The following is a 22030-nucleotide window of genomic DNA, read 5'->3' on the forward strand; positions in this document are numbered from 1 at the left end:
AAATCACTGAGTTGCCGTTCGTACTGCTCTTTGATTTCCAGGGGCTTGCTGCGCAGGGCGTTCTCCATGCCGCGCTTGCCTTCATCGACCCACTGTTCAACCTCAGATGGGTTGAGGTCATAGGCACGGCTGGCCTCTGAGACCGTGGTCTTGCCTTGAATGATGTCCAGGACCAAAGCCGTCTTTCTCTTGGCCGTCCAACGCTTGATGTCGTCTTCCATCAGGGTGCTCATCTGTGTTGCCTTTCAACGATAACACCTGAGCAGGAAATCACTGGGTCAATACACGTTTGTTATCTGGGGGCGTCCCAATTCGGGCAAGACGACATTCATTTCGCAACTGCGTGGAGAGCATGTTCAGTTAGCCGAGAAAAAGGCAACCACATCGCGCGTCACGTACAAGGACGTCAAGTTACGACTTGCCGCAGAGTTCGTCGTTGAAAGCATCGTGGACATGCCTGGCACGGATGATCGTCTGGACGACTGGCGGGAATTGGTGGCGAAGGGTGATCATGTGTTTTACCTCCTCAATATTTCCCGCACCGATGATGCTGGATATGTGGCGGCCGTCCGTACAGACCTCAAGGCAACCATTGAGGCCTTGAACAAATCATCCAAGGGCCGAAAGCGCATCAACATCATTGCCTCCCATGTTGATCAATCCAAATGGAACACCGTCGATGTCGCACAAGTGAACAACGTGCTGCAAGAGGACCCAGTCATTCGGCGGATGTATGAATCCATGGAGGGTGTCAAGGGGTATGTCTATTCCGCGAATCTCACCGACCCCGCCAGTTTTAAGCGCTTGTTGCAGAGCATTGTTGATGACCTCCAAGCTTGACCTCAGGTGCGAGGCTTACTTGTACGCGCAGGACCTGAACAACGAGGGAGGCGTGGCCTACTGCCGTGTTACCGACGGCGGTGCGGTTGGCGAACAATTGGTCATCCCAGATCAACGGCTACCACATGTTCGCCAGTTGTTGGATGAGATCCAAAACGCAGGTAGGGCGTGGGCTGTCGGTGGCAACGCCTTGACATGCCGAGTGAGCTTGACGGGCGACTGCGTCATCACGGTTCGGCCAGTGACGCTGGATGCTAGTGGCCGTGTGTCGCCCGTTTTGCTCTTGTTCAATGTGCTAAGCCCTTCCCGAAAGTTGGGAGCTGCTGCATTGACCGCTGTGCCCACTTACTTGAATCGACAGCTGGATCAACCAACACTAGAGGCCCTGGTGCGGCTGAAGCAGTTACTTGCTTTGCCGCGTTGGATTCTTTTTTTGTATATCGTCTTCCAGAGCAAGAGAGCCCTTCATGATTGAGCCCTACACCCAAAAGATCATTTTTGTTGACGCGCCTTTCATGGAGGAACTCAAGCACGCGTCGATCACGTCATTCCAATCATTCGAGGCACCCGACCTGGACACCAAGGTGATCACTTTGCCGCTGACGGTCTCTGATGCCACGGAGTTGATACGCCATGTAAACGCCTCTGATGTGCGCCCTGGCAGCGTGCTCGTGAAGCCTGGCTACACGGATCAGTTTGTGACTTTGGATGAGTTCACTGACGACCATGCCAAGAACAAATTCGATGTGTGGCTGCAGTTGTGCGTGGCCTTGGGTGCCAAGAAGGTCGATGTCACAAATATCGAGGAAGTCAGCTTGGAAGCTGAGGAGCGCTCATCGGTGAGCGCAGATATCAATGGCAAGAGCGGTGTCGGTTCCTTGAACGTCGGCGCCAAGAACCATGAGTCCAGCCAAAGTGAGCATGTTCGTCAATCGATCATGAAGTTGAAGGTGGCTGCCACAGGTGGAGAACCAGACTTTCAGGCTGCAGATCGCATCTTGGGTCAATACGGTGTGCACAAGGAGCCGATGTTCAAGAGCATCTACAACATGCGCAGTGTCGGCAGTAATACGCTGCTCAAACACGAGTTCTCGCTCGACATGTCGACCGACGTCAAGAAGGTATTGAACGCTTCGTTGAAGGCCAAGCTTGAGGTAATGAGCAAGATCTGCGAGGGACGTGCGGAGTTTGATCGTGCTCGCACGTCGATGGAGAAAGGACGTACAGCGTTGAAGTTGACCGTGACCGTGGAGTTCTGATGGCGGCATTTTCACTGTCGAGCAACCATGACCAGCGGTCATCCCAAGTGCGAGCGATGCACACGTGCTTAGTGACGTCTGCAGCATATTGGCATCGGTCACTGGCGCGGCGCCGTCGTTGAAGGTCGAATGTTGGCTTCCTGATGTACACCGTGACGTCAGTATTCCGCGGCGACCGACTGCAACCGCTGCAGAACCGACGTCCGCAGGCGAAAGGCGACATCAGGCTGATGGCGGTCGCTCGACGTGCGAAGGCCGTGCGGCAGCTTGCCGCCACAACCAGCAGTTCAAGGTTGCCGCCATTCCGGTCATTCGAAAAAACGTTCTTGCAGTCGGCATGCAAAATGACCCTAGGTCCATTGAATAAATGTTAGGCCCAATTAAGCAGACTATTCAATTGGCAACAAAATTCACAGCACTTATGACGATAAGCGAAAAATCAATCAAGCTACTTTGGTCCAATGCTGCTGGCAGATGTTCTTTTCCAGGTTGCGACAAGCGTCTTTCGGTAGAGCAAGCGGCAGACACTGCACCATACACTCTCGGCGAGATGGCCCACATTAAGGGAAAGAATCCTGGCTCGAACAGATATGACATTAACCAGAATGATGGCGAGCGGGATCTCTATCAGAATCTAATTCTGCTCTGCCCCAACCACCACACAGAAATCGACAAACCGGAGAACGAAGGCAAGTATTCGGTTGGATGGTTGATCGATGCAAAATCGAACCATGAAAAGTGGGTCATCTCGATGCTTACGGCGAAAAAAATTATGACCATCGAACAACTCAAAAATCATATAGCAGGGCTGCTTTCTGACAATCATCAAGCATGGATAAAGTACGGACCAAACTCCATCCTTGCACAGAGAAATCCAAATAGCGACTCACTACACCAGTTGTGGACATCCGAGCGATTATCAACAATAGTTCCTAACAATAGAGCCATAACCAAGCTTTTAGGAGATCATAGAATTCTTTTTACGCATAACCAGCAACCTATTGTCAGCAAATTCATTTCTCATGCGAAGAGCTATGAGTTATGGGTTAGCGATGATATTCCATACCAAGCAGTCGAGCGTTTTCCATTAGAGTTTGACGCACTTATTCGAGAATGAAATATGCCCGCGCATAACAGCACCTTCCCCTGGTTAAGCTACTATGGAAACTACAGGTTTTTCGAAGATCGAATGCATGAACACAGCAAGGTAGGAGGCGTTAAAAATATCAAAACAGGCCTTTATGATGTGCATCTGTTAGATGGCCGGGTATTAAGGGTGTTCATCTGTGAGTGTTACGCCTTCGATGACGCCTCATACCATGAGACAGTCGAAAATTACGGCCCTGTGAATGCAGTAATCATTAACTCCAATTGGTGCGGTTACGATTTTGAGACGAAGCTTGCTAGGATGCACGAGAGGGTTGGCATATTCGATATAAAAGGATTCATGACAGCGATTAATACATCAAACTATTGGGGGTACATGAACGCAGATGAAAGGGAAAGGCTGAAAAGGTCGCAGGCATCATGAGCTACGTTGAAGTGTACGGATTTGGATCGTACTTTAATGGAAGCACAGATTACGGCGACATAGACTTGTTGTTGGTCCATAATGATCGCTCAAAGGAGTCTTGTTCTCTCGCGATAAGTTGCAAGCGAGAACTTCAAGCAATACTTCAAAATCTTCACATCACGATGCTCTCAAAGCAGGCTGAGCGGTCATTTTCATTCAAATTGACAGCGCAAGTTAAATATCTCGGGCGTATTGATACGCTCATTGAAAGTCGAGACATAAAGAAAATATTGGCATTAATTCGAGCGTACTCACCAACTCGTACAGGCATCGAGAATTAATAAAATTAATCCACCAAAAAAACTCAGTTTGAGGCCTAACCAATCATTCCACCGAACGTTGCGCATAATGCTGCGCAAAGCCAGTGAATTCGCGTTCCTGAACGACCGCTTTCCCAATCCGGCTATGTCCGCAACGGGTGGCGGATTCAGACGTACGTGGCGAGTGAGCCAGATATCGCCTTTCGCTGCAAAGCCAACTCCCGCTGCCGTGGACCGCTTCAGGCTGGTTGCTGATGCGCAACGGTAAACGTTCAAGCGACTACCGCACCCTAAGAGGGCACCTTCGCGCATTCACATCTCACGAAAGCCAACGCTCGCACTTCCGAAGTGCTTCCATCCTAACGAAGCGGATGCGGCTTTGTGGGCAAGCCGTGCGGCTTATTCCATCCAGCGAGCCCACATAAAGGTCGACTCCTGCAACTCGAGCGAGGTGCTTAACTCCCCGCGTACTCGGCTCAAGCTGTTCGGAACAAAATCGAGTGCCGTGCGACGAAGAATTGGGATGTAGCGCCCCTGCATTAGAAGTATGCGCAGTTCCTTCCGAAGAGCCTTGTCCCGCCATTGGGGGGATCCGATAAGCTACGCGCTTTTCACGTTAAAACAGGGGGGGCGATGGACGCGAATGCGATTGCGCTGCTGGACATCTTTGAGAAGAAGATGCGGCTCGAAGTGCCGATGTTCCAGCGGCAGTACGTCTGGAAGCAGGAGCACCAGTGGGCGCCACTGTGGGAGGACATCTCGCGCAAATTTGTGGAGTTCATTGAGGGCCGAACCGACGCGCCAGCTCACTTTCTCGGTGCGATGGTGCTCGACCAGCGGCAAACGCAGACCGGCCGCGTCGAAAGGCGCAGTGTGATCGACGGTCAACAGCGTCTCACAACTCTTCAGATTTTCCTGGCCTCGTTTCGCGACTTTTGCCGATGTGAAGGTCTGGGCGATTTCGCCGACGAGTGTGAGAAATACACGGTGAACACTGGTCGGATGGCAGAGCCGGAAGTGGAGAAGTACAAGGTTTGGCCAACGCTGAGCGACCGACAGCAGTTCATTGACGTCGTGGATGCGGGGTCACGAGCTGCTCTTGAGCAGCTTCATCCGTTGACGCGACGCAAGTATTCGCGGAAGTTCGAGCCGCGCCCACGAATGGTGGAGGCCTATTTCTTCTTTTACGACAGTCTTGCTGAGTTCTTCAAGGGAAGCACGACCGAGCCGCCGCTGGCGGCCAACAAGCCGTTGGCTGATCGCGTTGAAGAGTGCTTTGAAGCCCTAAAGACGGCGCTGAAGGTGGTGGCAATCGACCTTGACCGCGACGACGACGCTCAGGTCATCTTTGAGACGCTCAACGCCCGTGGCGAGCCGCTTCTGCCGGCCGATCTTCTCCGGAACTTCATCTTCCTTCGGGCTGCTCGGCAGAACGAGGAACAAGAGGCACTGTACAAGAAGTATTGGGCAGCCTTCGATGAGCCTTTCTGGCGCAAGGAGGTCGTGCAGGGGCGCCTGTTGCGTCCACGCAGTGACCTATTCATTCAGCACTTTCTTGCGAGCAAGCAAGCCAGAGATATCCCAATCAAGCACTTGTTCGTCGAGTACAAATATTGGGTCGAACGCAGTGCTCCCTACAAGACGGTCGAGGCAGAGCTCGCGGCGCTAGCGAAGCAAGGCAACGACTTCAGACGCCTCGTCGGTCGTAGTGAGGCCGATGCGCTCGGGCCACTCGCCCACTTCCTCGAGACGTTCGATATAAGTACCGTCTTCCCGCCTCTTCTGGCCATGCTTGATCTCGGGGCGAGCGACGATGAGATGCGCGAGACTGCAAGTGTCCTCGAGAGCTACCTCCTTCGTCGTACGGTCTGCCTGTCGGATACCAAGGCGTACAACCGTGTCTTTATGGGCCTTACGCGGGCGATTCGCCGAGACGGGGCGACCGCCGCAGTTGTTCGTTCGCACCTGGTCGGCCTCCAGAGCGCCACCGATGCGTGGCCGAGCGACGAACGATTCACCGAGGCATGGATGACGGGGCACGCTTACTCGGCGCTCAACAACGGGAGGATCGTCTACATCCTGAGCAAGCTGAGTGAAACCTACCGAAATTCCAAAACCGAACAGCTGAAAGTAACTGGGCAGCTTACGGTCGAACATCTGATGCCCCAGGCCTGGTTCGCTCACTGGCTGCTGTCGGATGGAAGCAGAGGCGTCGACAATCCATGGTCTGTTCCGGCAGATGATCCCCAGGCACTTGCGACACGCGCTCGAAGCGCCATCGTCCAAACGTTCGGCAACCTCACCTTGATCACAGGCAGTCTGAACAGCTCAATCTCGAATGGCGCCTGGGCAACCAAGCGAGCCGCAATTGAGGCGAATAGCTTGCTGCCAATCAACCTCCAACTGAGGAGCGCTGAAACGTGGGACGAAGAAGCGATTGAGCGGCGCGGCCGCGACCTGCTTTCTCGGGCGCTTAAGCTGTGGCCGCGGGGCTAGGCTTTGCCTGATCACGAACCAACCATTGGCAGCTGTCCGCTTCTGGCCCAATAGCTGCCAACTGACGCTCGTCTGTGATCGACGGCAACCGCTGCATACCAGACATCCCCAACTGATACCCCACCCATCAATTCCAGCCCCGAACGCCCGCCAGCGGCGCCACACCCAACCAGTCGAATCCCCTCCATCCACTGAATCTCATTCACCAACCCGCCCGACAGCACGTCGCCCAGCATAAAGATGCCAACACCCCCCAGACAACCACATCAAGCACCTGAAGGGCCACCCTGAACTCATCAAAAGCCAATCAAGCGCCCGCTATTCCCCCACCTCCCCCCGCCTGCACATCAACGCATTCGCCAGCGTCACCCCCCGGCGCACCGGCATTCGCCGCTCCACCACCGTGAAGCCATGGCGGGCAAAGAAGGGCTCGGCCGTCACGCTCACATCGGCCGTCAAATCGCCCAGGTCCAGTGATTTGGCCTCGGCCAGCAGGTGGGCCATCAGGTGGGTGCCCAGGCCTTGGCGCGGGTGGGTGCCTGCGACGTAGAAGTGGTCGATGTAGCCCTTGTGCTGCAGGTCGGCATAGGCGACAACCTGGCCGCCCAGTTCAAGCACGAAGGGCTTGAGGGCTTGAATGCGCTGGGCCCACAGGGCCTGGTCGAGGTCGGCCGGGGCCCAGGCCTTGATTTGCTCGGGCGAGTAGTCGCGGCTGGCCACGCCGTGGACAGCCGAGAAAAACACCTGAAACAGCGCGGCCTCGTCGCCGGGCCTGAACCTTCGAATCTGCATGCGCCCCCCTGTACCAGCCCAAGATAGCAGGATCGGTGCAACGCATGGGCGGGCCACCCTGGCGCTGCGCCTTTCAAACCCTCAAACCACCATCAACGCCCGTGCCGCCAGCCAGCGCTGGCTCTCGAAAAACCACGTCCGGGTAGTTTTCAAACATCGACTTGATCAACTCGCGCAGCCAGACGATGGCGGGATCTTTGTGAAAGCGGGGGTGCCAGTGCTGGTGCAGCGCAAACGGCGGCAATGAGAAGGGCACCTCGATCGTGCGCAAGAAGCCGTACTCGTCAAAGGCACGCGCCAGCTCCAAGGGCACGGTGGCCACCAGCTCGGGGTTGTGTTTGATCAAGAAGGGCACGGTCAGAAAATGCGGCGTGGTGACGGCGATCTTGCGCTGCAGGCCTTGTTGTTCGACCACGTTGTCGTAGGCCTCGGCCGTGTGCCCCGTGAGCGAGACCGCAATCTGCGGCATGGCTTCGAACTCTTGCGGGCTGAGCCGGGGGCCGGGCACCGGGTTGTCGCGGTGCAGCACGGTCACGAAGGAATGCAGAAACAGGCGCTGCTGAAACAGGCCTTCGGGCACAGCCCGGATCGAGCCGATGGCCAGATCGGCCTCGCCCGACCCCAGCAGGGATTCGATCTGTTCCACAGGCACTTGCAAGGTTCGCACTGAGCACCCCGGCGCCAGGGTTCTGAGCTGTTTCAGCAACGGGGGCAGAAAGACCAGCTCGCCCATGTCGGTCATGCACAGGGTGAACACCCTGCGTGCGGCCGCCGGGTCGAATCGGGCGGCGGCCAGGATGTCCTGCCGCACCGTGGCCATCACATCCAGCACCGAGGCCCTCAATGACTCGGCCTTGCGGGTGGGTGTCATGCCCTCTTTGGTCTTGACGAAAAGGGGGTCGTCAAAAAAGGCCCGCAACCGGTTCACCGCGTGGCTGGTGGCGCTCTGGGTCATGCCCAGCGCGTGGGCCGCCTGGGTGACGCTGCGCTCGCGAAACAGCGCGTCGAACACGGCCAGCAGGTTCAGGTCCAGCTCATCCATATGAACACTGTGCATTCTTTCAATGATTGGAATGATGTTTACGCATTTTCATGCCAAACCTAGGATTGATGAACATCAAGTCGAGAAGCACTTGGTCAACAACGGAGACAAGCGATGTTCATCAAAAACCTTTGGTATGTAGCCGCCTGGGACCATGAAGTCACCCAGGAAGGCCTGTTCAGCCGCACCATCATCGGTCTGCCTGTGCTGATGTACCGCACGCAAGAGGGCCAGGTGGTGGCCATGGAAGACCGCTGCTGCCACCGCGGGGCACCCTTGTCGGTGGGCCGGCGTGAGGGCGACTGTGTGCGGTGCATGTACCACGGCCTCAAATTTGATGCGACCGGGCAATGCACCGAGGCCCCGGCCCAGGCCAGGATCCCGCCGCAGGCCAAGGTGCGCACCCTGCCGGTGGTTCAGCGCCACCGCTGGGTGTGGGTCTGGATGGGCGACCCGGAGCGGGCCGACCCTGACTTGATCCCGGATACCCAGTGGCTGGATCACCCGGATTGGCGAAGCGAGGATGGCTACATCCACTACGACGTCAACTACCTGCTGATCTGCGACAACCTGCTGGATTTTTCGCATCTGCCCTTTGTGCACCCTTCCACGCTGGGTGGCAGCCCCGATTACGCATCGGCCCCTGCCAAGGTGGAGCGCCTGGACAACGGTGTCCGCATCACCCGTTGGGCCATCGGGACCGAAGCGCCGCCCTTTGCCACCGCCGTCAAGACATGGAGCGGCAAGGTGGACCGCTGGAACATCTACAACTTCACCTTGCCAGCCACCTTGCTGATGGATTCGGGCATGGCCCCCACCGGCACGGGCGCGCCTGAAGGCCAGCGCGTGGAGGCCCTTGAGTTCAGAGGGTGCCAGGCGATCACACCCGAAACCGAAAACTCCACCCATTACTTTTTCGCGCACCCGCACAACTTCTCGATCGACCAGCCCGAGGTGACCCGGTCGATTCACCAGGCCGTGGTGACGGCCTTTGACGAAGACCGCGCCATCATCACGGCCCAGCAGCGCAGCCTGGCCCTGGCGCCCGACTTCAAGATGGTGCCCTTTGGCATCGATGCCGCGCTCAACCAGTTCCGATGGGTGGTGGCGCGCCGCCTGGAAGAAGAAGCCCAAGAGCTGGCCGGCGGCCAGCCCGTGCCCAGGGCCAAGGCTTGAGGCCGCCATGGAACTGATCGTCAGCCAGATCACCCACGAGGCCCAGGACGTGCTGGGGCTGGAGCTCAGAGCGCCTTCGGGCGAGGCCCTGGCCCCCTTCACGGCCGGCGCCCATGTCGACGTGCACCTGCCCCATGGGCTGTGCCGGCAGTACTCCATCGCCAACGCCCCTGAGGAGCGGCACCGCTATGTGCTGGGCGTGGGCCTGGCCCCCGACAGCCGCGGCGGATCCGCCTTCATCCACCACCAGTTGCAGGTAGGGCAGCGGCTGAAGGTGGGGGCACCCCGGTGCTTGTTCGGCCTGTCAGACGCCGCCCATCAGCACCTGTTTGTGGCGGGGGGCATCGGCATCACCCCGATCCTCAGCATGATGGCGGCCTGCCAGGCCCGGGGGCAGCCCTGGCGCTTGCTGTATTGCGTGCGCTCACGGGCCAAAGCTGCGTATGCCTGGCCGCTGGCCCAGCTTGGAGGCAGGCACATCCTCTTGCACGTCGACGAAGAAGCCGGCGGGCAGCCCCCCGACCTGTCGGAGTTTCTGGGCCCCGCCGCGCCAGGGGTGCATGTCTATTGCTGCGGCCCCTCAGGTTTGATGAGTGCCGTGGAGGCCGCCGCGCACCAGGCCGGCTTCGCGCAGGCGCAAGTCCATTTTGAGCGCTTCACGGCACAGGGCCCGGCAGCGGGGTCGACCCAAGGCCGGCAGGCCTTCACGGCCGTGCTGCACCGCTCGGGCCTGCGCGTGCCGGTGCCACCTGACGTGAGCCTGCTCGATGCGCTGGAGCAGCACGGGGTGCTGATCCCCTCTGCCTGCCGTGAAGGGCTCTGCCGCAGTTGCGAAGTGGGCATTGTCAGCGGCCAGGCCGAGCACCGCGATCACGTGTTGAGCGAGCACGAACGCCTGGCCCAGCGCTGCCTGCTGCCTTGTGTATCCCGATCGCTGAGCCCTGAGTTGGTACTGGACCTCTGAGCCCAGACCTGTTGAAAAAGAAAATGAATTGGAGACAAAACCATGAACACCCACACCACCTACATCACCCCCTCCACCCCCTCCACCCCCTCCACCCCCTCCACCCAGACTTCGCCCAAGGCCATGCGCCTCATCGGCGCCATCGCCGCACTGTTTTCAGCCCTGGCCGCGCCGGCACAGGCCCAGGACAGCTATCCGTCACGCCCGATCCGCATCGTGGTGCCCTATGCGGCAGGGGGCGCCACCGATTTTGTGGCGCGCAAGGTGGGTGAAGGACTCGCCAAATCCATGGGCCAGGCCATCGTCGTCGACAACAAAAGCGGCGCAGCCGGCGCCATCGGGGCTGCCGAGGTGGCGCGGGCCAAGGCCGATGGCTACACCTTGCTCATGACCATCACCGACTCACAGGTCAACAACACCGCCTTGTTCAAAAGCCTCAGCTACGACCCCCTCAAAGACTTCATCCCCATCACCCAACTGGTGCGCAGCCCCACGCTGCTCTCCACCCACCCCGGCTCGGGCATCAAAAACATGGCAGATCTGAAGGCCAAAGCGGCCAGCGGCAGCCTGTCGTTCAGCTATGCCTCGTGGGGCATTGGCGGCCTGGGCCATCTGCAAGGCGAAACCCTGAGCCGCAGCCTGAACGCCGGCATGGTGCATGTGGCCCAACGGGGCGAAGCCCCCGTGATTTCAGATCTGCTGGCCGGCACGGTGGTGCTGGGCTATTCCTCCGTGGGCAGTGCCATGCAGCATGTGCCCAACGGCAAGCTGATTCCCTTGGCGGTCATGGGACGGCAGCGCTCCACCTCACTGCCGCAGGTGCCCACGATGCGCGAACTGGGCATGGCCGACCCGATCTACGACACCAGCGTCTGGATCGGCCTGCTGGCCCCCGCCAAGACCCCCGCCCCGGTCATCGACCGGCTGGCACGCGAGGTGCGGGCCATTGTGGGCGCACCCGATATGAGCCAACTGCTCAATGGCCGGGGCTTCGAGGTGATGAACTCGACACCGGAGCAGTTTGCAGAAGATTTCAAGCCCGAGTTCGAGGTGGTGACCCGCAAAATCAGGGAGTTGGGGGTTCAGCCCCAGTGACGCGCTGGCCAGGGGGCGAAGTCTGGCCAAGTGGATCACCCCCCGAACTGCTGCGCCGCAAACGTCCAGGCCAGGCTTGACGCATCGGGCCCGCGCACATCGGCAAAGGCCTGCTTGGCAGCGCCCCCGCTCCAGGCGTGGCCCAGGCCGGCCACAAGCATCAGCCTGGCCACCAGGCGGCCTCGGTTCTTGAAGTCGGTCACGGCCATGGGGTAGCGCTTGCCGCGCTGCAATCGCCGAACCTGGCCGGAGCGCGCGGAGGCCGCCTGCGCCCAGCTCTGGGCAGCGGCCTCGGCATTGGCCGGCGAGACTGTGGTGTCCGCATCGCCATGAATGACCAGCAGCGCGGGCCAATCTGCCGCCATGGTGTTCGGGGTGGCGCTCAATGGCAGGGTCGGGCGGCGTCCGCGCATGGCGCTGAACGCGGTCATGGTGGTGTTTGCGGTTCCGGGCGCCACCCCCGAATGCATGACCAATGCCTTGAACCGGCTCGAGTGGCGGGTGACCAGCAGGGCCGCCATGCTGGCCCCGGCCGACAAGCCTGCCATGGCGACCTGCCTGGGGTCCACCGGGTTCAGTGTGCACACCTGATCGATCGCCTTCAGGATGAGTTCTGCCTCTGCGTAGGCACGGCCGTGGAGGGTGGCAAACCAGTTCCAGCATCGCTGCGGGTTGGACAGGGGGTCTTGCTCCGGGTACAGCACCAGGAATCGCTTCCTGGCCGCAACCCGGTTCATGCCGGTGCACATCGCAAAGCCCTCGGCATCCTGGCCGCAGCCATGCAGCATCACCATGAGCGCCAGTTGTTCGCCGGGCTGAAGGTCGGGCGGGGCATAGAGGCGATAGCGCAGGGCGCCATCCACGCCCATGGCCAGGCCCCGTGTCCAGGTGCCGGCGCTGGCGCGTACACCGGGCCGTGGTGCTGCGGCTTTGCGGCGTGCCTGCTTCATTGCGCGGCCGGCAGAGGCGCTGGCCATGCGGGTGGTCATGCGTGCCAGGGTCATGGCGCCCCGCGCAAACGCCTTGGCCCAACGCGCTGTGCGCAAGCGCTTTTTCATTTCAGTGGCTCCATGATCAGGCTCGGATTTCGGTGCCAGGCCGGTGCATCAAGAGCACCCAGCGCTGCTGGCATCACGCCCAGTGGCCTGGGGAGCGATCCGTCCGAACAGAACGCCATGGGGGGCCTAGCCGCCCTTGCATGCCAAAGCCCCCGCCAAGTGCGCGAAGCCTTCCGGGCGCTTGCAGCGTGGATGGCGTCAGTCCTCGGCGCAGGCCTCGGTGAACGCCATGCATTCACACCTCGCTGTAGGGCGTGCCGTAGAACTTGTGGATGCTTCCGGCCCAGGCCTTGTCGGCAATCGCAGGCCAGTGGCCCTTGTCGAAGCCGGGTGCGTTCTTGAGCACATCCTTGGGCGTGTTCAGCGTGAAGCGCTTGTTGTGGGTGTCCAGCGACAGGGCCGCCCAAGGCACGGCGAACAGCTTGTCGCCCAGGCCCAGCAGGCCGCCAAAAGACAGCACCGCATAGTCGATCTGCCCGGTGGCCATGACGACCATGAACTCCTTGATGTCACCAAGCTTCTCGCCTTCACGGTTGTAGACATCATTGCCCAGCAAGGTGTCGGCACCCATGATGGCAGGGCCAGGGCCGTCGGCGTTCTTGGCATACATGCCGAAGTTGTCGCGAGTCACGTAATTGCTTGTCATGTTCATTCCTGGTGTTGGCATAAGCGCCATCGGGATCCACCTGACTGCCCACATTGACAGCGCAGATGAACGCCTGATGCACGGTATCGCGCAGATCACACAGGGTCTGTGCTCAAGCCAACGGAGCCGGGCCCCCACTGTGGCCGGCGTGGGGCGTGGCCCCAAGAGCACTCTTTTAGAACCAAATGAAATAAATCAATTGTTCAATATAAATTGCTGTTATATTCGGCGGGTGACATCGCGATGGTAGCCAGCTTGGCAAGCCCCCGGTGTCACACACAAAGAGAGTGCCACCTCATTCGAGGCGGGCCCTCCAGTTGGTTTGTAGAGCTGCAGCCAACAGAGTCCACCATGCTCACGCAGCTTGATGCAAGCCTGCGTTTCTGAATGAATCAGATTTCAAAGACCTCCATTTCCATGGGCCAGTACGTCGTTTCGCCCACGACACACCCGACCGATTGCGGCCGCTTCCGCGCCTCTTTTTCGGTCCACCGCTCTCTCGGCAACGGCAGCTACTGCCGCGTTTTCCGCTTTGACAAGGCCTTCGCCTCGCGCGAGGCGGCCCGGCTCTTTGCCGTGACGCAGGGCTGGTTGCAAACGTGCATGGCATCGCCTCCCGTTTGCTGACGACTCGCTTCAGCCAGATCCGATCCAATCCCCCCGAGCTGCAAAGCGCCTTCGTGGCGCCCGCCAGCATCATGAATGGGTGCCACAAGCTGCGCACCGCAATCCAGAAAGGCTCCAACATGAGCACCAAAATCTACGTGGGCAACCTGCCCTACTCTGTCGACGACGCCAGCCTGAAAAGCAATTTTTCTGAGTTCGGCAGCGTTTCATCCGCCAAGGTGATGATGGACCGCGAAACGGGCCGCTCCAAGGGCTTCGGCTTTGTGGAAATGGCCTCCCTTGAGGTGGCCCAGGCCGCCATCACCGGCCTGCACGGCATGTCGGTCGATGGCCGCTCGATTGTGGTCAACCTGGCCCGTCCGCGCGAAGACAGCAACAAGTCCGGCGGCTACAGCGCAGCCGGTTACACCGCCACCCAACGCAAAGACGTGGGCTATGGCACGGGCGGGTACGGCGGCGGACGCTACTGATCTCCGCCCAGTCCAGTCAAAGGCCTGCTCATTTGAGCCGGCCTTTTTTTTCATCCGGGCAGCCTCAAGGGCAGGAGCCTGCACCCCATACCTCAGCGGCCTGCCACGCTCCCCAGGACACCTTGACCAAACCCCATCCCACCACCCCGCCCGACCCACGCCTCAACCAGATCCTCGCGGCGCTGCCCGCCGCTGACTACGCCCGCTTGCGGCCAGACCTCGAACTGGTGGACATGCCGCGCGGCTGGACGATGTCAGAGTCGGGTGACCATGTGACGCACCTGCACTTTCCCACCTCGGGCATCGTGTCTTTGGTCTACGCACTGGAGGATGGGGCATCGAGCGAGATCGCGTTGGTCGGCAACGAGGGCTTGATCGGCATCTCCATCTACATGGGAGGTGAGAGCCTGCCCAGCAGCACCGAGGTGCAATGCGCCGGCCAGGCCTATCGGCTGAGCCGCAAGGTGATGAAGCATGAGTTTGCCCTGGGTGGCCAGTTGCAGCGGCTGGCCCTGCTCTACACCCAGGCCCTGATTGTGCAGACCTCGCAAATGGCAGTGTGCAACCAGCACCACACCGTCGAGCAGCGATTGGCCCGTTGGATTCTGATGAGCATGGACCGGCTGCAGAGCAACAAGATGGCCATCACCCAGGAGCGGATCTCGCTCATGCTGGGGGTGCGCCGTGAAAGCATCACGATGGCAGCAGCGGCGCTGCAAAAGGACGGCATGATCGAAAGATCGCGCGGCGTCATCAGCCTGGTGGATCGCCCGCTCCTGGAAGAGCGCGTTTGTGAGTGCTACCTGGCCGTCAAACAGGAATGCGAGCACTTGATGCCGCAACCGAGCACGCCAAAGGCCGGTACCTGAAGGTCGACCCTGGGTGCGCAGGGGTCATCTGGCAACTGGGCAAGTGATCGCGGGTGTTCACAGCAGCTCGACCCGTGACAACACGCCTGAATGGATGCCTTGAGCGACACAGGCCCCGAGGCCCCATCCTCCTTCAGAACGATGGCGCCATGAACCGGGTCTGCCTACAGTGCTGCCCATGTCTGCCACCAATGCCTTGCCAACGCTGATCGACCCCTTCGGGCGACGCATCGATTACCTGCGCGTGTCGATCACCGACCGCTGCGACCTGCGCTGCACCTACTGCCTGCCCAAAGGCTTCAAGGGCTATGAAGAGCCGGCCCACTGGCTGCGCCCGCCCGAGTTGCTGCGCCTGCTGGGCCTGTTTGTGCGCAGCGGCGTGGCCAAGGTGCGCCTCACCGGGGGCGAGCCCCTGCTGCGGGGCGGCCTGACCGGGCTGGTGCGCGGCATCGCGGCGCTGCCGGGGCTGCGTGACCTGTCCCTGTCGAGCAACGGCACCCAACTGGCCCGCCTGGCCGCCGAATTGCGCGACGCCGGCCTGCAGCGGCTCAACATCAGCCTGGACACCCTGGACCGGCGCTGCTTCGCCCGCATCACCGGCCGCGACGCACTGGACAGCGTGCTGAGCGGCCTGCAGGCCGCCCAGGCCGTGGGCTTCAACCCTATCAAACTCAACATGGTGGTGCAGCCGGGCGTGAACCTGGACGAGGTCGAGAGCGTGCTGGCCTTTGCCATGACCCACGGGCATGTGCTGCGGCTGATCGAACCCATGCCCATGGGCAGCACCGGCCAAGCCGTGGCGGCTCCCGACCTCAGCGCCCTGGGGCAGCGCCTGGCCCAGCAGCATGGCCTGCTGCCCTGCGTGATGGGCCAGGGCAGCGGCCCGGCGCGCTACTGGGCCGGGCCCGATGGCCGCGCCAGCCTGGGCGTGATCACCCCGATGTCGCAGCACTTCTGCGCCGCCTGCAACCGCGTGCGCCTGGGGGTGGATGGCACGCTCTACCTGTGCCTGGGCCAGAACGACCGGGTGCCGCTGGGCCCGATGCTGCGCGCCGGCGCCAGCGATGCCGAACTGTTGCAGGCCCTGCACGCCGGCATCGCGGCCAAGCCCGAACGCCATGTCTTCCAAGAGCAACCTCAGCATGTAATGCGATTCATGGCGCAAACTGGTGGATGAAGGGCATCGACAACACCCAAAAGCGCACAATCCACGCTTCAAACAATGGGGAATTGGATTGAGTCTGCCGCCCAAGCCCTTGCCGGCTGAACCGATGCTGCCGTCTGCCGGACCGGCGCACGCCCGGCTGCGCGCCCGCCTGTCAGGCCTGGGCCTGGCCTCCAAGCTGATGGGCATCGGCGGCCTGTTTCTGGTGCTGGCCCTGGCCTCGGTCGGGCTCACGCTGTGGGTGACCTGGCAGCTGGAGGGCGGCGCCGCCGCCGTCAACGAGGCCGGGCGCATGCGCATGCAGAGCTACCGCCTGGCCCTGCGCCTGCAAACCCCGGCCCAGCCGGTGGGCCAGGCCGCGCTGAACCAGCAGGTCGAGCGGCAACTGCAGGACTTTGACGCCAGCCTGAGCCTGCTGCGCGACGGCGACCCCGCCCGGCCCCTGGCCGTGCCCTGGGACCAGGCCACCCGGGCGCATTTCGACCTGGTGCAGCGGCGCTGGCAACCCCTGCGCGAGCTGGCCCGGCAACAGGCCCTGCAACAAAGCGGGCGCCCGGGGCCCGGGCCCGCGCTGGGCCTGCAGGTGGACGACTTCGTGCACGAGGTGGACAACTTCGTCTCGGCCATCGAACTGCACCTGGCGCAATGGACCACCCTGCTGCGCACCCTGCAGCTGGTGATGATGTCGCTGGCCCTGCTCAGCGCCCTGGTGCTGCTGTACGTGGGCCATGTGCTGGTGCTGGACCCGGTGCGCCGCCTGCAGCGCAGCCTGGGCCGCATCGAGCAGGGCGACTTCGGCACCCGGGTGCAGGTGGTCAGCCACGATGAACTGGGCGCCCTGGCCGAGGGCTTCAACCGCATGGCCGAACGCCTGCAAGACCTGTACAGCGGACTGGAGGGCAAGGTGCGCGAGAAGACGGCGCGCCTGCAACTGGAGCAGCAACGCCTGCGCACCCTGTACGAAACCGCCACCTTTGTGGCCCAGGCCGACACCTTGCAAACCCTGGCCCAGGGGTTTTCACGCCAGTTGCGCAGCATTGCCGGGGCCGACGCCGTGGCCATACGCTGGTCGGACGAGGCCAACCAGCGCTACGTGCTGCTGGCCAGTGATTGCCTGCCCAAGGTGATGGTGGAGGAGGAGCACTGCGTGCTCACCGGCGACTGCCTGTGTGGCGCCTCATCCGAGCGCGCCCTGGCCCAGCCCTTGAAGGTGATCCCGATCCTGGATGCCGCACGGCAGGCCCCTCCAGACGGCACCAGCCAGCGCGTGCAGCAGCATTGCGAACGCGCCGGCTTCCGCACCCTGGTGACGGTGAGCCTGACCTGGCACCAGCGCGTGCTGGGCGAGATCGAGCTGTTCTACCGCCACGACACCGCGCTGAGCGCCGAGGAGCGCAGCCTGTTCGAGGCCCTGGCCAGCCACCTGGCCGGCGCCATGGAGAACCTGCGCAGCGCGGCGCTGGCCCGCGAATCGGCCGTGGCCGACGAGCGCCAGATGCTGGCCCGCGAACTGCACGACTCCATCGCCCAGTCGCTGGCCTTTCTGAAGATCCAGATGCAGCTGCTGCGCAGCGCCATGAGCGACGCGCGCCCGGCCGCCGTCGAGGCCACACTCGACGAGCTGGACGCGGGCATCCGCGAGAGCTACAGCGATGTGCGCGAGCTGCTGCTGCACTTTCGCACCAACACCCACGCCGAAGACATGGAGCCCGCCCTGCGCGAGACCCTGTCCAAGTTCGAGCTGCAGGCCGGCATCCGGCCCAGCCTGGCCATCCACGGCGAAGGCCTGCCGATCGCGCCCGATGTGCAGGTGCAGGTGCTGCACATCGTGCAGGAGGCCCTGTCCAACATCCGCAAGCACGCCCACGCCCGCCAGGTCGAGCTGCGCGTGGACACCCACCCGCAGTGGCAGGTCACCATCCGCGACGACGGCCTGGGCTTTGACGCCCGGGGCGGCCCACCCGACGGCACCCACGTGGGGCTGCGCATCATGCGCGAACGCGCCGAACGCATCGGCGCCCAACTGAGCCTTGATTCAGGCCCGCAGGGCACCTGCGTGACCCTGCGCCTGCCCCAGCATCCGCCGCCGACGGCGGCCCAGACAACAGAAGCCACTGCGCCATGACCCTGCCCGCTCCAATCCGACTCCTGGTGGTGGACGACCACAAGCTGTTCCGCCGCGGGCTGGTGGCCCTGCTCAGCCAGCAGGCCTGCCTGCAGGTGGTGGCCGAAGCCACCGATGCAGGCGAGGCCCTGAAGCTGGCGGCCCAGCACGCGCCCGAGGTGGTGCTGCTGGACAACCACCTGCCCGGCGTGCACGGGGTGGATGCGCTGCCCCAGTTGATGGCGCTGGTGCCCGCGCCCCAGGTCATCATGCTCACGGTGAGCGAGGATGCCGAAGACCTGTCACAGGCCCTGGCCCGCGGCGCCAGCGGCTACCTGCTCAAGACGGTGGATGGCGACGAGCTGGTGGCCTCGATACGGCGCGTGCGCGAGGGCCAGTCGGTGGTCTCGCCCGAGATGACGGGCAAGCTGTTTGCGGCTTACCGCCAGGCCGTGGCCTCAGCCCCCATGCCCGAGCCCGTGCAGGCGGCCGAAGCGGCGCCCGAGGCCTTGCCCACCGAGGCGCCAGCGCGCCCACCTGAGCCTGGCCTGGCAGCCTCCAAGCTGTCGCCCCGCGAGCGCGAGATCCTGCGCGAGATTGCGCGTGGCGCCAGCAACAAGGAGATCGCGCGCACCCTCAAGATCGCCGAGACCACGGTCAAGATCCACGTGCAGCACATCTTCCGCAAGCTCAACCTGAGCTCGCGGGTGCAGGCCGCGGTGTACGCCGTGACTGATCCAGATCAAGCTTGAGGCGCGGACTACTCCTTTAGGAGGATGGTGCCTGCCCGGATGCAGGATGTTCAGGGCGCACTGATTTTTTGACACTGGGGACCACTTAAAAGGAGGTTCTCCCATGTCTTCGCGCGGCAAAGCCTTGTCGGTATTGACCGTCAGCACGCTCGCCTTCACGGTGTGCTTCATGGTCTGGATGATGTTCGGCGTGATCGGCATCCCGATCCGCAAGACCCTGGGCCTCAACGCCACCGAGTTCGGCTTGTTGACGGCCATGCCGGTGCTCACCGGCTCACTGGTGCGCGTGCCCCTGGGCGTGTGGACCGACCGCTACGGCGGCCGCATCGTGATGATGGGCACCCTGCTGGCCTGCGTGCTGCCGATCTGGCTCATGCGCTACGCCACCCAGTACTGGCAGTTTCTGGTGCTGGGCCTGTTCGTGGGCCTGGCCGGCGGCGTGTTCTCGGTGGGCACGCCGTATGTGGCGCGCTGGTTCCCCAAGCACCAGCAAGGCTTTGCCATGGGCGTGTTCGGCGCCGGCAACTCGGGCGCTGCAGTCAACAAATTTGTAGCCCCGGCCCTGATCGTGGCCTTTGGCTGGGCGGTGGTGCCCCAGGTGTACGCCGCCATCATGCTGGGCGTGGCCGTGCTGTTCTGGTTTGGCAGCGCCAGCGACCCGAGCCATCGGGTGGCCAGCAAGAGCAGCTGGGGCGACCAGCTCAAGACGCTGAAGGACCCGCGCGTGCTCAAGTACTGCCAGTACTACAGCATCGTGTTCGGGGGCTATGTGGGCCTGAGCCTGTGGATGGTGCAGTACTACGTGGGCGAATACGGTCTGGACATCCGCTGGGCCGCCCTGCTGGCCGCCTGCTTCTCGCTGCCCGGGGGCGTGCTGCGCGCCATTGGCGGCTACCTGTCCGACAAGCACGGCGCGCACCAGGTCACCTGGTGGGTGCTGTGGGTGAGCTGGATCTGCCTGTTTCTGCTGAGCTACCCGCAAACCGATTTCAGCATCACCACCGTCAACGGGGCGCGCAGCTTCCACATCGGGCTCAATGTGTATGGCTTCACGACCCTGATGTTCACCCTGGGCATTGCCTTTGCCTTCGGCAAGGCCAGCGTGTTCAAGTACATCAGCGACGACTACCCCGGCAACATCGGCGCCATCTCGGGCGTGGTGGGCCTGGCCGGTGGCCTGGGCGGCTTCGTGCTGCCCATCCTGTTCGGCGTGCTGCTCGACCTCACGGGCGTGCGGTCCAGCGCTTTCATGCTGCTGTATGGCGTGGTCTGGGTCTCGCTGTTCTGGATGTACTTCACCGAAGTGCGCACCCGCGACGTGCTGCGCGGCAATACCGTCTGAGCGGCCCCTCCGACACAACCCTTTCAAAAGGAATCCCCATGTCAAGCAAGATCGTGGCGCCCGAGCGCGCCCGCCCCGGCAAGACCCTGGCGGTCTGGACGCCGGAAGACAAGGCCTTCTGGGCCTCGCAGGGCCAGGCCATCGCCAAGCTCAACCTGTGGCTGTCGGTGCCGGCCCTCTTCCTGGCCTTTGCCATCTGGCAGCTGTGGAGCGTGGTGGCCGTCAACCTGCCCTTGATGGGCTTCAAGTACTCCACCAACCAGCTGTTCTGGCTGGCCTCGGCACCGGCCCTGTCGGGCGCCACGCTGCGCATCTTCTACTCGTTCATGGTGCCCCTGGTGGGCGGGCGGCGCTGGACCGCCATCTCCACCGCCTCGCTGCTGCTGCCCGCCATCGGCATCGGCTTTGCGGTACAAGACGCCAACACGCCCTACCCCACCATGCTGATGCTGGCCCTGCTGTGCGGCCTGGGCGGTGGCAATTTCTCCTCGTCGATGGCCAATATCAGCTTCTTCTTTCCGAAGGAGCGCAAGGGCTCGGCCCTGGGCGTGAACGCCGGCCTGGGCAACCTGGGCGTGTCGGTGGTGCAGTTTCTGAGCCCCATCATCATCTCGGTGGGCGTGTTCGGTGTGCTGGGCGGCGAGCCCCAGCACATCAGCAAGGCCGGTCAGGTGAGCGAGGTATGGGCCCAGAATGCCGCCTTCGTGTGGGTGCCCTGGATTGCCCTGACCGCCGTGGCCGCCTGGCTCTTCATGAACGACATCGCCGACGCCAAGGCCTCGTTCGCTGCCCAGGCCGCCATCTTCCGCAACAAGCACAACTGGGTGATGTGCCTGCTGTACCTGGGCACCTTCGGCTCCTTCATCGGGTATGCGGCGGGCTTTCCGCTGCTGATCAAGTCGCAGTTCAAGGATGTGAACCCGCTGGCCTATGCCTGGCTGGGCCCGCTGGTGGGCGCGCTGATCCGCCCCGTGGGTGGCTGGCTGGCCGACAAGCTGGGCGGCGCCCGCGTCACGCTGTGGAACTTCGTGGTGATGGCCCTGGCCGTGGTCGGTGTGCTGTTCTTCCTGCCCAAGGGGGCGGGCAGCGCCTTCGCCCTGCCCTGGGGCCCGGCCGAGGGGAGCTTCACGGGCTTCTTTTTGATGTTCCTGGTGCTGTTCTTCACCACCGGCGTCGGCAATGGCTCGACCTTTCGCATGATCCCGGTGATCTTCATCGACCTGAAGACCCGCCCCGCCCCGCGCAACGACGAGCTGGCCCAGGCCCAGGCGGTCAAGGAGGGCAACACCGAGTCGGCCGCCGTGCTGGGCTTCAGCGCCGCAGTGGCGGCCTACGGCGGCTTCTTCATCCCCAAAAGCTATGGCTCATCGATCGCCAGCACCGGCGGCCCCGAGTTGGCCCTGCTGACCTTCATCGCCTTCTACCTGCTGTGCATCGTGGCCACCTGGTGGTTCTACGCCCGCCGCGACGCCGACGTGCCGTGCTGAACCCGCCCGCGCA

At 62.2% G+C, this 22030-nt stretch carries 21 protein-coding genes; 16 read left to right on the forward strand and 5 right to left on the reverse strand.

Annotated features, from left to right (window positions below; translation table 11 throughout):
* Positions 1-233, reverse strand: a 233-nt coding sequence (locus F624_RS0125695; protein ID WP_019577254.1) for a DUF1153 domain-containing protein, incomplete at its 3' end; no start/stop codon positions are given.
* A 61-nt stretch (positions 234-294) separates the two neighbouring features.
* Here F624_RS0125695 and F624_RS0125700 point away from each other — a divergent pair.
* The 5 genes from F624_RS0125700 to F624_RS0125725 all read left to right on the forward strand — a co-directional run bounded on the left by F624_RS0125700 (position 295) and on the right by F624_RS0125725 (position 6428).
* Positions 295-840, forward strand: a complete 546-nt coding sequence (locus tag F624_RS0125700) for a GTPase domain-containing protein (RefSeq protein ID WP_281170955.1) — start codon at positions 295-297, stop codon at positions 838-840.
* A 467-nt stretch (positions 841-1307) separates the two neighbouring features.
* Positions 1308-2099, forward strand: a complete 792-nt coding sequence (locus F624_RS0125710; RefSeq protein WP_019577257.1) for a hypothetical protein — start codon at positions 1308-1310, stop codon at positions 2097-2099.
* Between the two features lie 397 nt (positions 2100-2496).
* The gene (locus F624_RS34390; RefSeq protein ID WP_245573738.1) at positions 2497-3216 is read left to right on the forward strand and encodes an HNH endonuclease; all 720 of its coding nucleotides are present in this window, start codon (positions 2497-2499) and stop codon (positions 3214-3216) included.
* 3 nt (positions 3217-3219) lie between these two features.
* Complete coding sequence (locus tag F624_RS34395) at positions 3220-3630, forward strand: hypothetical protein (protein ID WP_084679681.1); 411 nt, start codon at positions 3220-3222, stop codon at positions 3628-3630.
* 935 nt (positions 3631-4565) lie between these two features.
* Positions 4566-6428 (forward strand): DUF262 domain-containing protein, encoded by a 1863-nt coding sequence (locus F624_RS0125725; RefSeq protein WP_019577260.1) that lies wholly within the window; start codon positions 4566-4568, stop codon positions 6426-6428.
* A 318-nt stretch (positions 6429-6746) separates the two neighbouring features.
* Here the strand turns inward: F624_RS0125725 and F624_RS0125730 are convergent, their stop codons facing one another.
* A complete protein-coding gene (locus F624_RS0125730) occupies positions 6747-7220 on the reverse strand; it encodes a GNAT family N-acetyltransferase (protein ID WP_019577261.1) in 474 nt (157 codons plus the stop codon).
* A gap of 73 nt (positions 7221-7293) precedes the next feature.
* Entirely contained in the window at positions 7294-8277 is a 984-nt protein-coding gene (locus F624_RS0125735) for a LysR family transcriptional regulator (protein ID WP_031256296.1), read from the reverse strand.
* A 99-nt stretch (positions 8278-8376) separates the two neighbouring features.
* Between F624_RS0125735 and F624_RS0125740 the strand changes: the two genes are divergently transcribed.
* The 3 genes from F624_RS0125740 to F624_RS0125750 are packed head-to-tail and all read left to right on the forward strand — an operon-like array spanning position 8377 to position 11497.
* The gene (locus F624_RS0125740; RefSeq protein ID WP_019577263.1) at positions 8377-9438 is read left to right on the forward strand and encodes an aromatic ring-hydroxylating dioxygenase subunit alpha; all 1062 of its coding nucleotides are present in this window, start codon (positions 8377-8379) and stop codon (positions 9436-9438) included.
* Positions 9439-9445: 7 nt separating this feature from the next.
* On the forward strand, positions 9446-10402 hold the full coding sequence (locus F624_RS0125745) for a PDR/VanB family oxidoreductase (RefSeq protein ID WP_019577264.1): 957 nt from the start codon (positions 9446-9448) through the stop codon (positions 10400-10402).
* 42 nt (positions 10403-10444) lie between these two features.
* On the forward strand, positions 10445-11497 hold the full coding sequence (locus F624_RS0125750; RefSeq protein WP_019577265.1) for a Bug family tripartite tricarboxylate transporter substrate binding protein: 1053 nt from the start codon (positions 10445-10447) through the stop codon (positions 11495-11497).
* A 35-nt stretch (positions 11498-11532) separates the two neighbouring features.
* Here the strand turns inward: F624_RS0125750 and F624_RS0125755 are convergent, their stop codons facing one another.
* Both F624_RS0125755 and F624_RS0125760 read right to left on the reverse strand, forming a co-directional pair.
* Entirely contained in the window at positions 11533-12555 is a 1023-nt protein-coding gene (locus tag F624_RS0125755; protein ID WP_019577266.1) for an extracellular catalytic domain type 1 short-chain-length polyhydroxyalkanoate depolymerase, read from the reverse strand.
* A gap of 235 nt (positions 12556-12790) precedes the next feature.
* Positions 12791-13201, reverse strand: a complete 411-nt coding sequence (locus F624_RS0125760) for a PRC-barrel domain-containing protein (RefSeq protein ID WP_211224181.1) — start codon at positions 13199-13201, stop codon at positions 12791-12793.
* Positions 13202-13588: 387 nt separating this feature from the next.
* Here F624_RS0125760 and F624_RS0125765 point away from each other — a divergent pair, with 387 nt between their 5' ends.
* The 8 genes from F624_RS0125765 to F624_RS0125800 all read left to right on the forward strand — a co-directional run bounded on the left by F624_RS0125765 (position 13589) and on the right by F624_RS0125800 (position 22017).
* The gene (locus F624_RS0125765; protein WP_019577268.1) at positions 13589-13828 is read left to right on the forward strand and encodes a hypothetical protein; all 240 of its coding nucleotides are present in this window, start codon (positions 13589-13591) and stop codon (positions 13826-13828) included.
* Positions 13829-13947: 119 nt separating this feature from the next.
* Positions 13948-14298 (forward strand): RNA recognition motif domain-containing protein, encoded by a 351-nt coding sequence (locus tag F624_RS0125770; protein WP_027474359.1) that lies wholly within the window; start codon positions 13948-13950, stop codon positions 14296-14298.
* 122 nt (positions 14299-14420) lie between these two features.
* A complete protein-coding gene (locus F624_RS0125775; RefSeq protein WP_019577270.1) occupies positions 14421-15167 on the forward strand; it encodes a Crp/Fnr family transcriptional regulator in 747 nt (248 codons plus the stop codon).
* A 178-nt stretch (positions 15168-15345) separates the two neighbouring features.
* Entirely contained in the window at positions 15346-16344 is a 999-nt protein-coding gene (gene moaA / locus F624_RS0125780) for a GTP 3',8-cyclase MoaA (protein WP_031256298.1), read from the forward strand.
* Between the two features lie 58 nt (positions 16345-16402).
* A complete protein-coding gene (locus F624_RS0125785) occupies positions 16403-18457 on the forward strand; it encodes a type IV pili methyl-accepting chemotaxis transducer N-terminal domain-containing protein (protein ID WP_245573739.1) in 2055 nt (684 codons plus the stop codon).
* Positions 18454-19188, forward strand: a complete 735-nt coding sequence (locus F624_RS0125790; protein WP_031256299.1) for a response regulator — start codon at positions 18454-18456, stop codon at positions 19186-19188. The genes F624_RS0125785 and F624_RS0125790 overlap by 4 nt, the downstream gene beginning before the upstream one ends.
* Before the next feature lie 103 nt (positions 19189-19291).
* Entirely contained in the window at positions 19292-20530 is a 1239-nt protein-coding gene (locus tag F624_RS0125795; protein WP_019577274.1) for an MFS transporter, read from the forward strand.
* 38 nt (positions 20531-20568) lie between these two features.
* Complete coding sequence (locus F624_RS0125800) at positions 20569-22017, forward strand: NarK family nitrate/nitrite MFS transporter (RefSeq protein ID WP_019577275.1); 1449 nt, start codon at positions 20569-20571, stop codon at positions 22015-22017.
* Positions 22018-22030: the final 13 nt, after the last annotated feature.

This window comes from Curvibacter lanceolatus ATCC 14669 (assembly GCF_000381265.1).
Classification (GTDB): Bacteria; Pseudomonadota; Gammaproteobacteria; order Burkholderiales; family Burkholderiaceae_C; genus Curvibacter; species Curvibacter lanceolatus.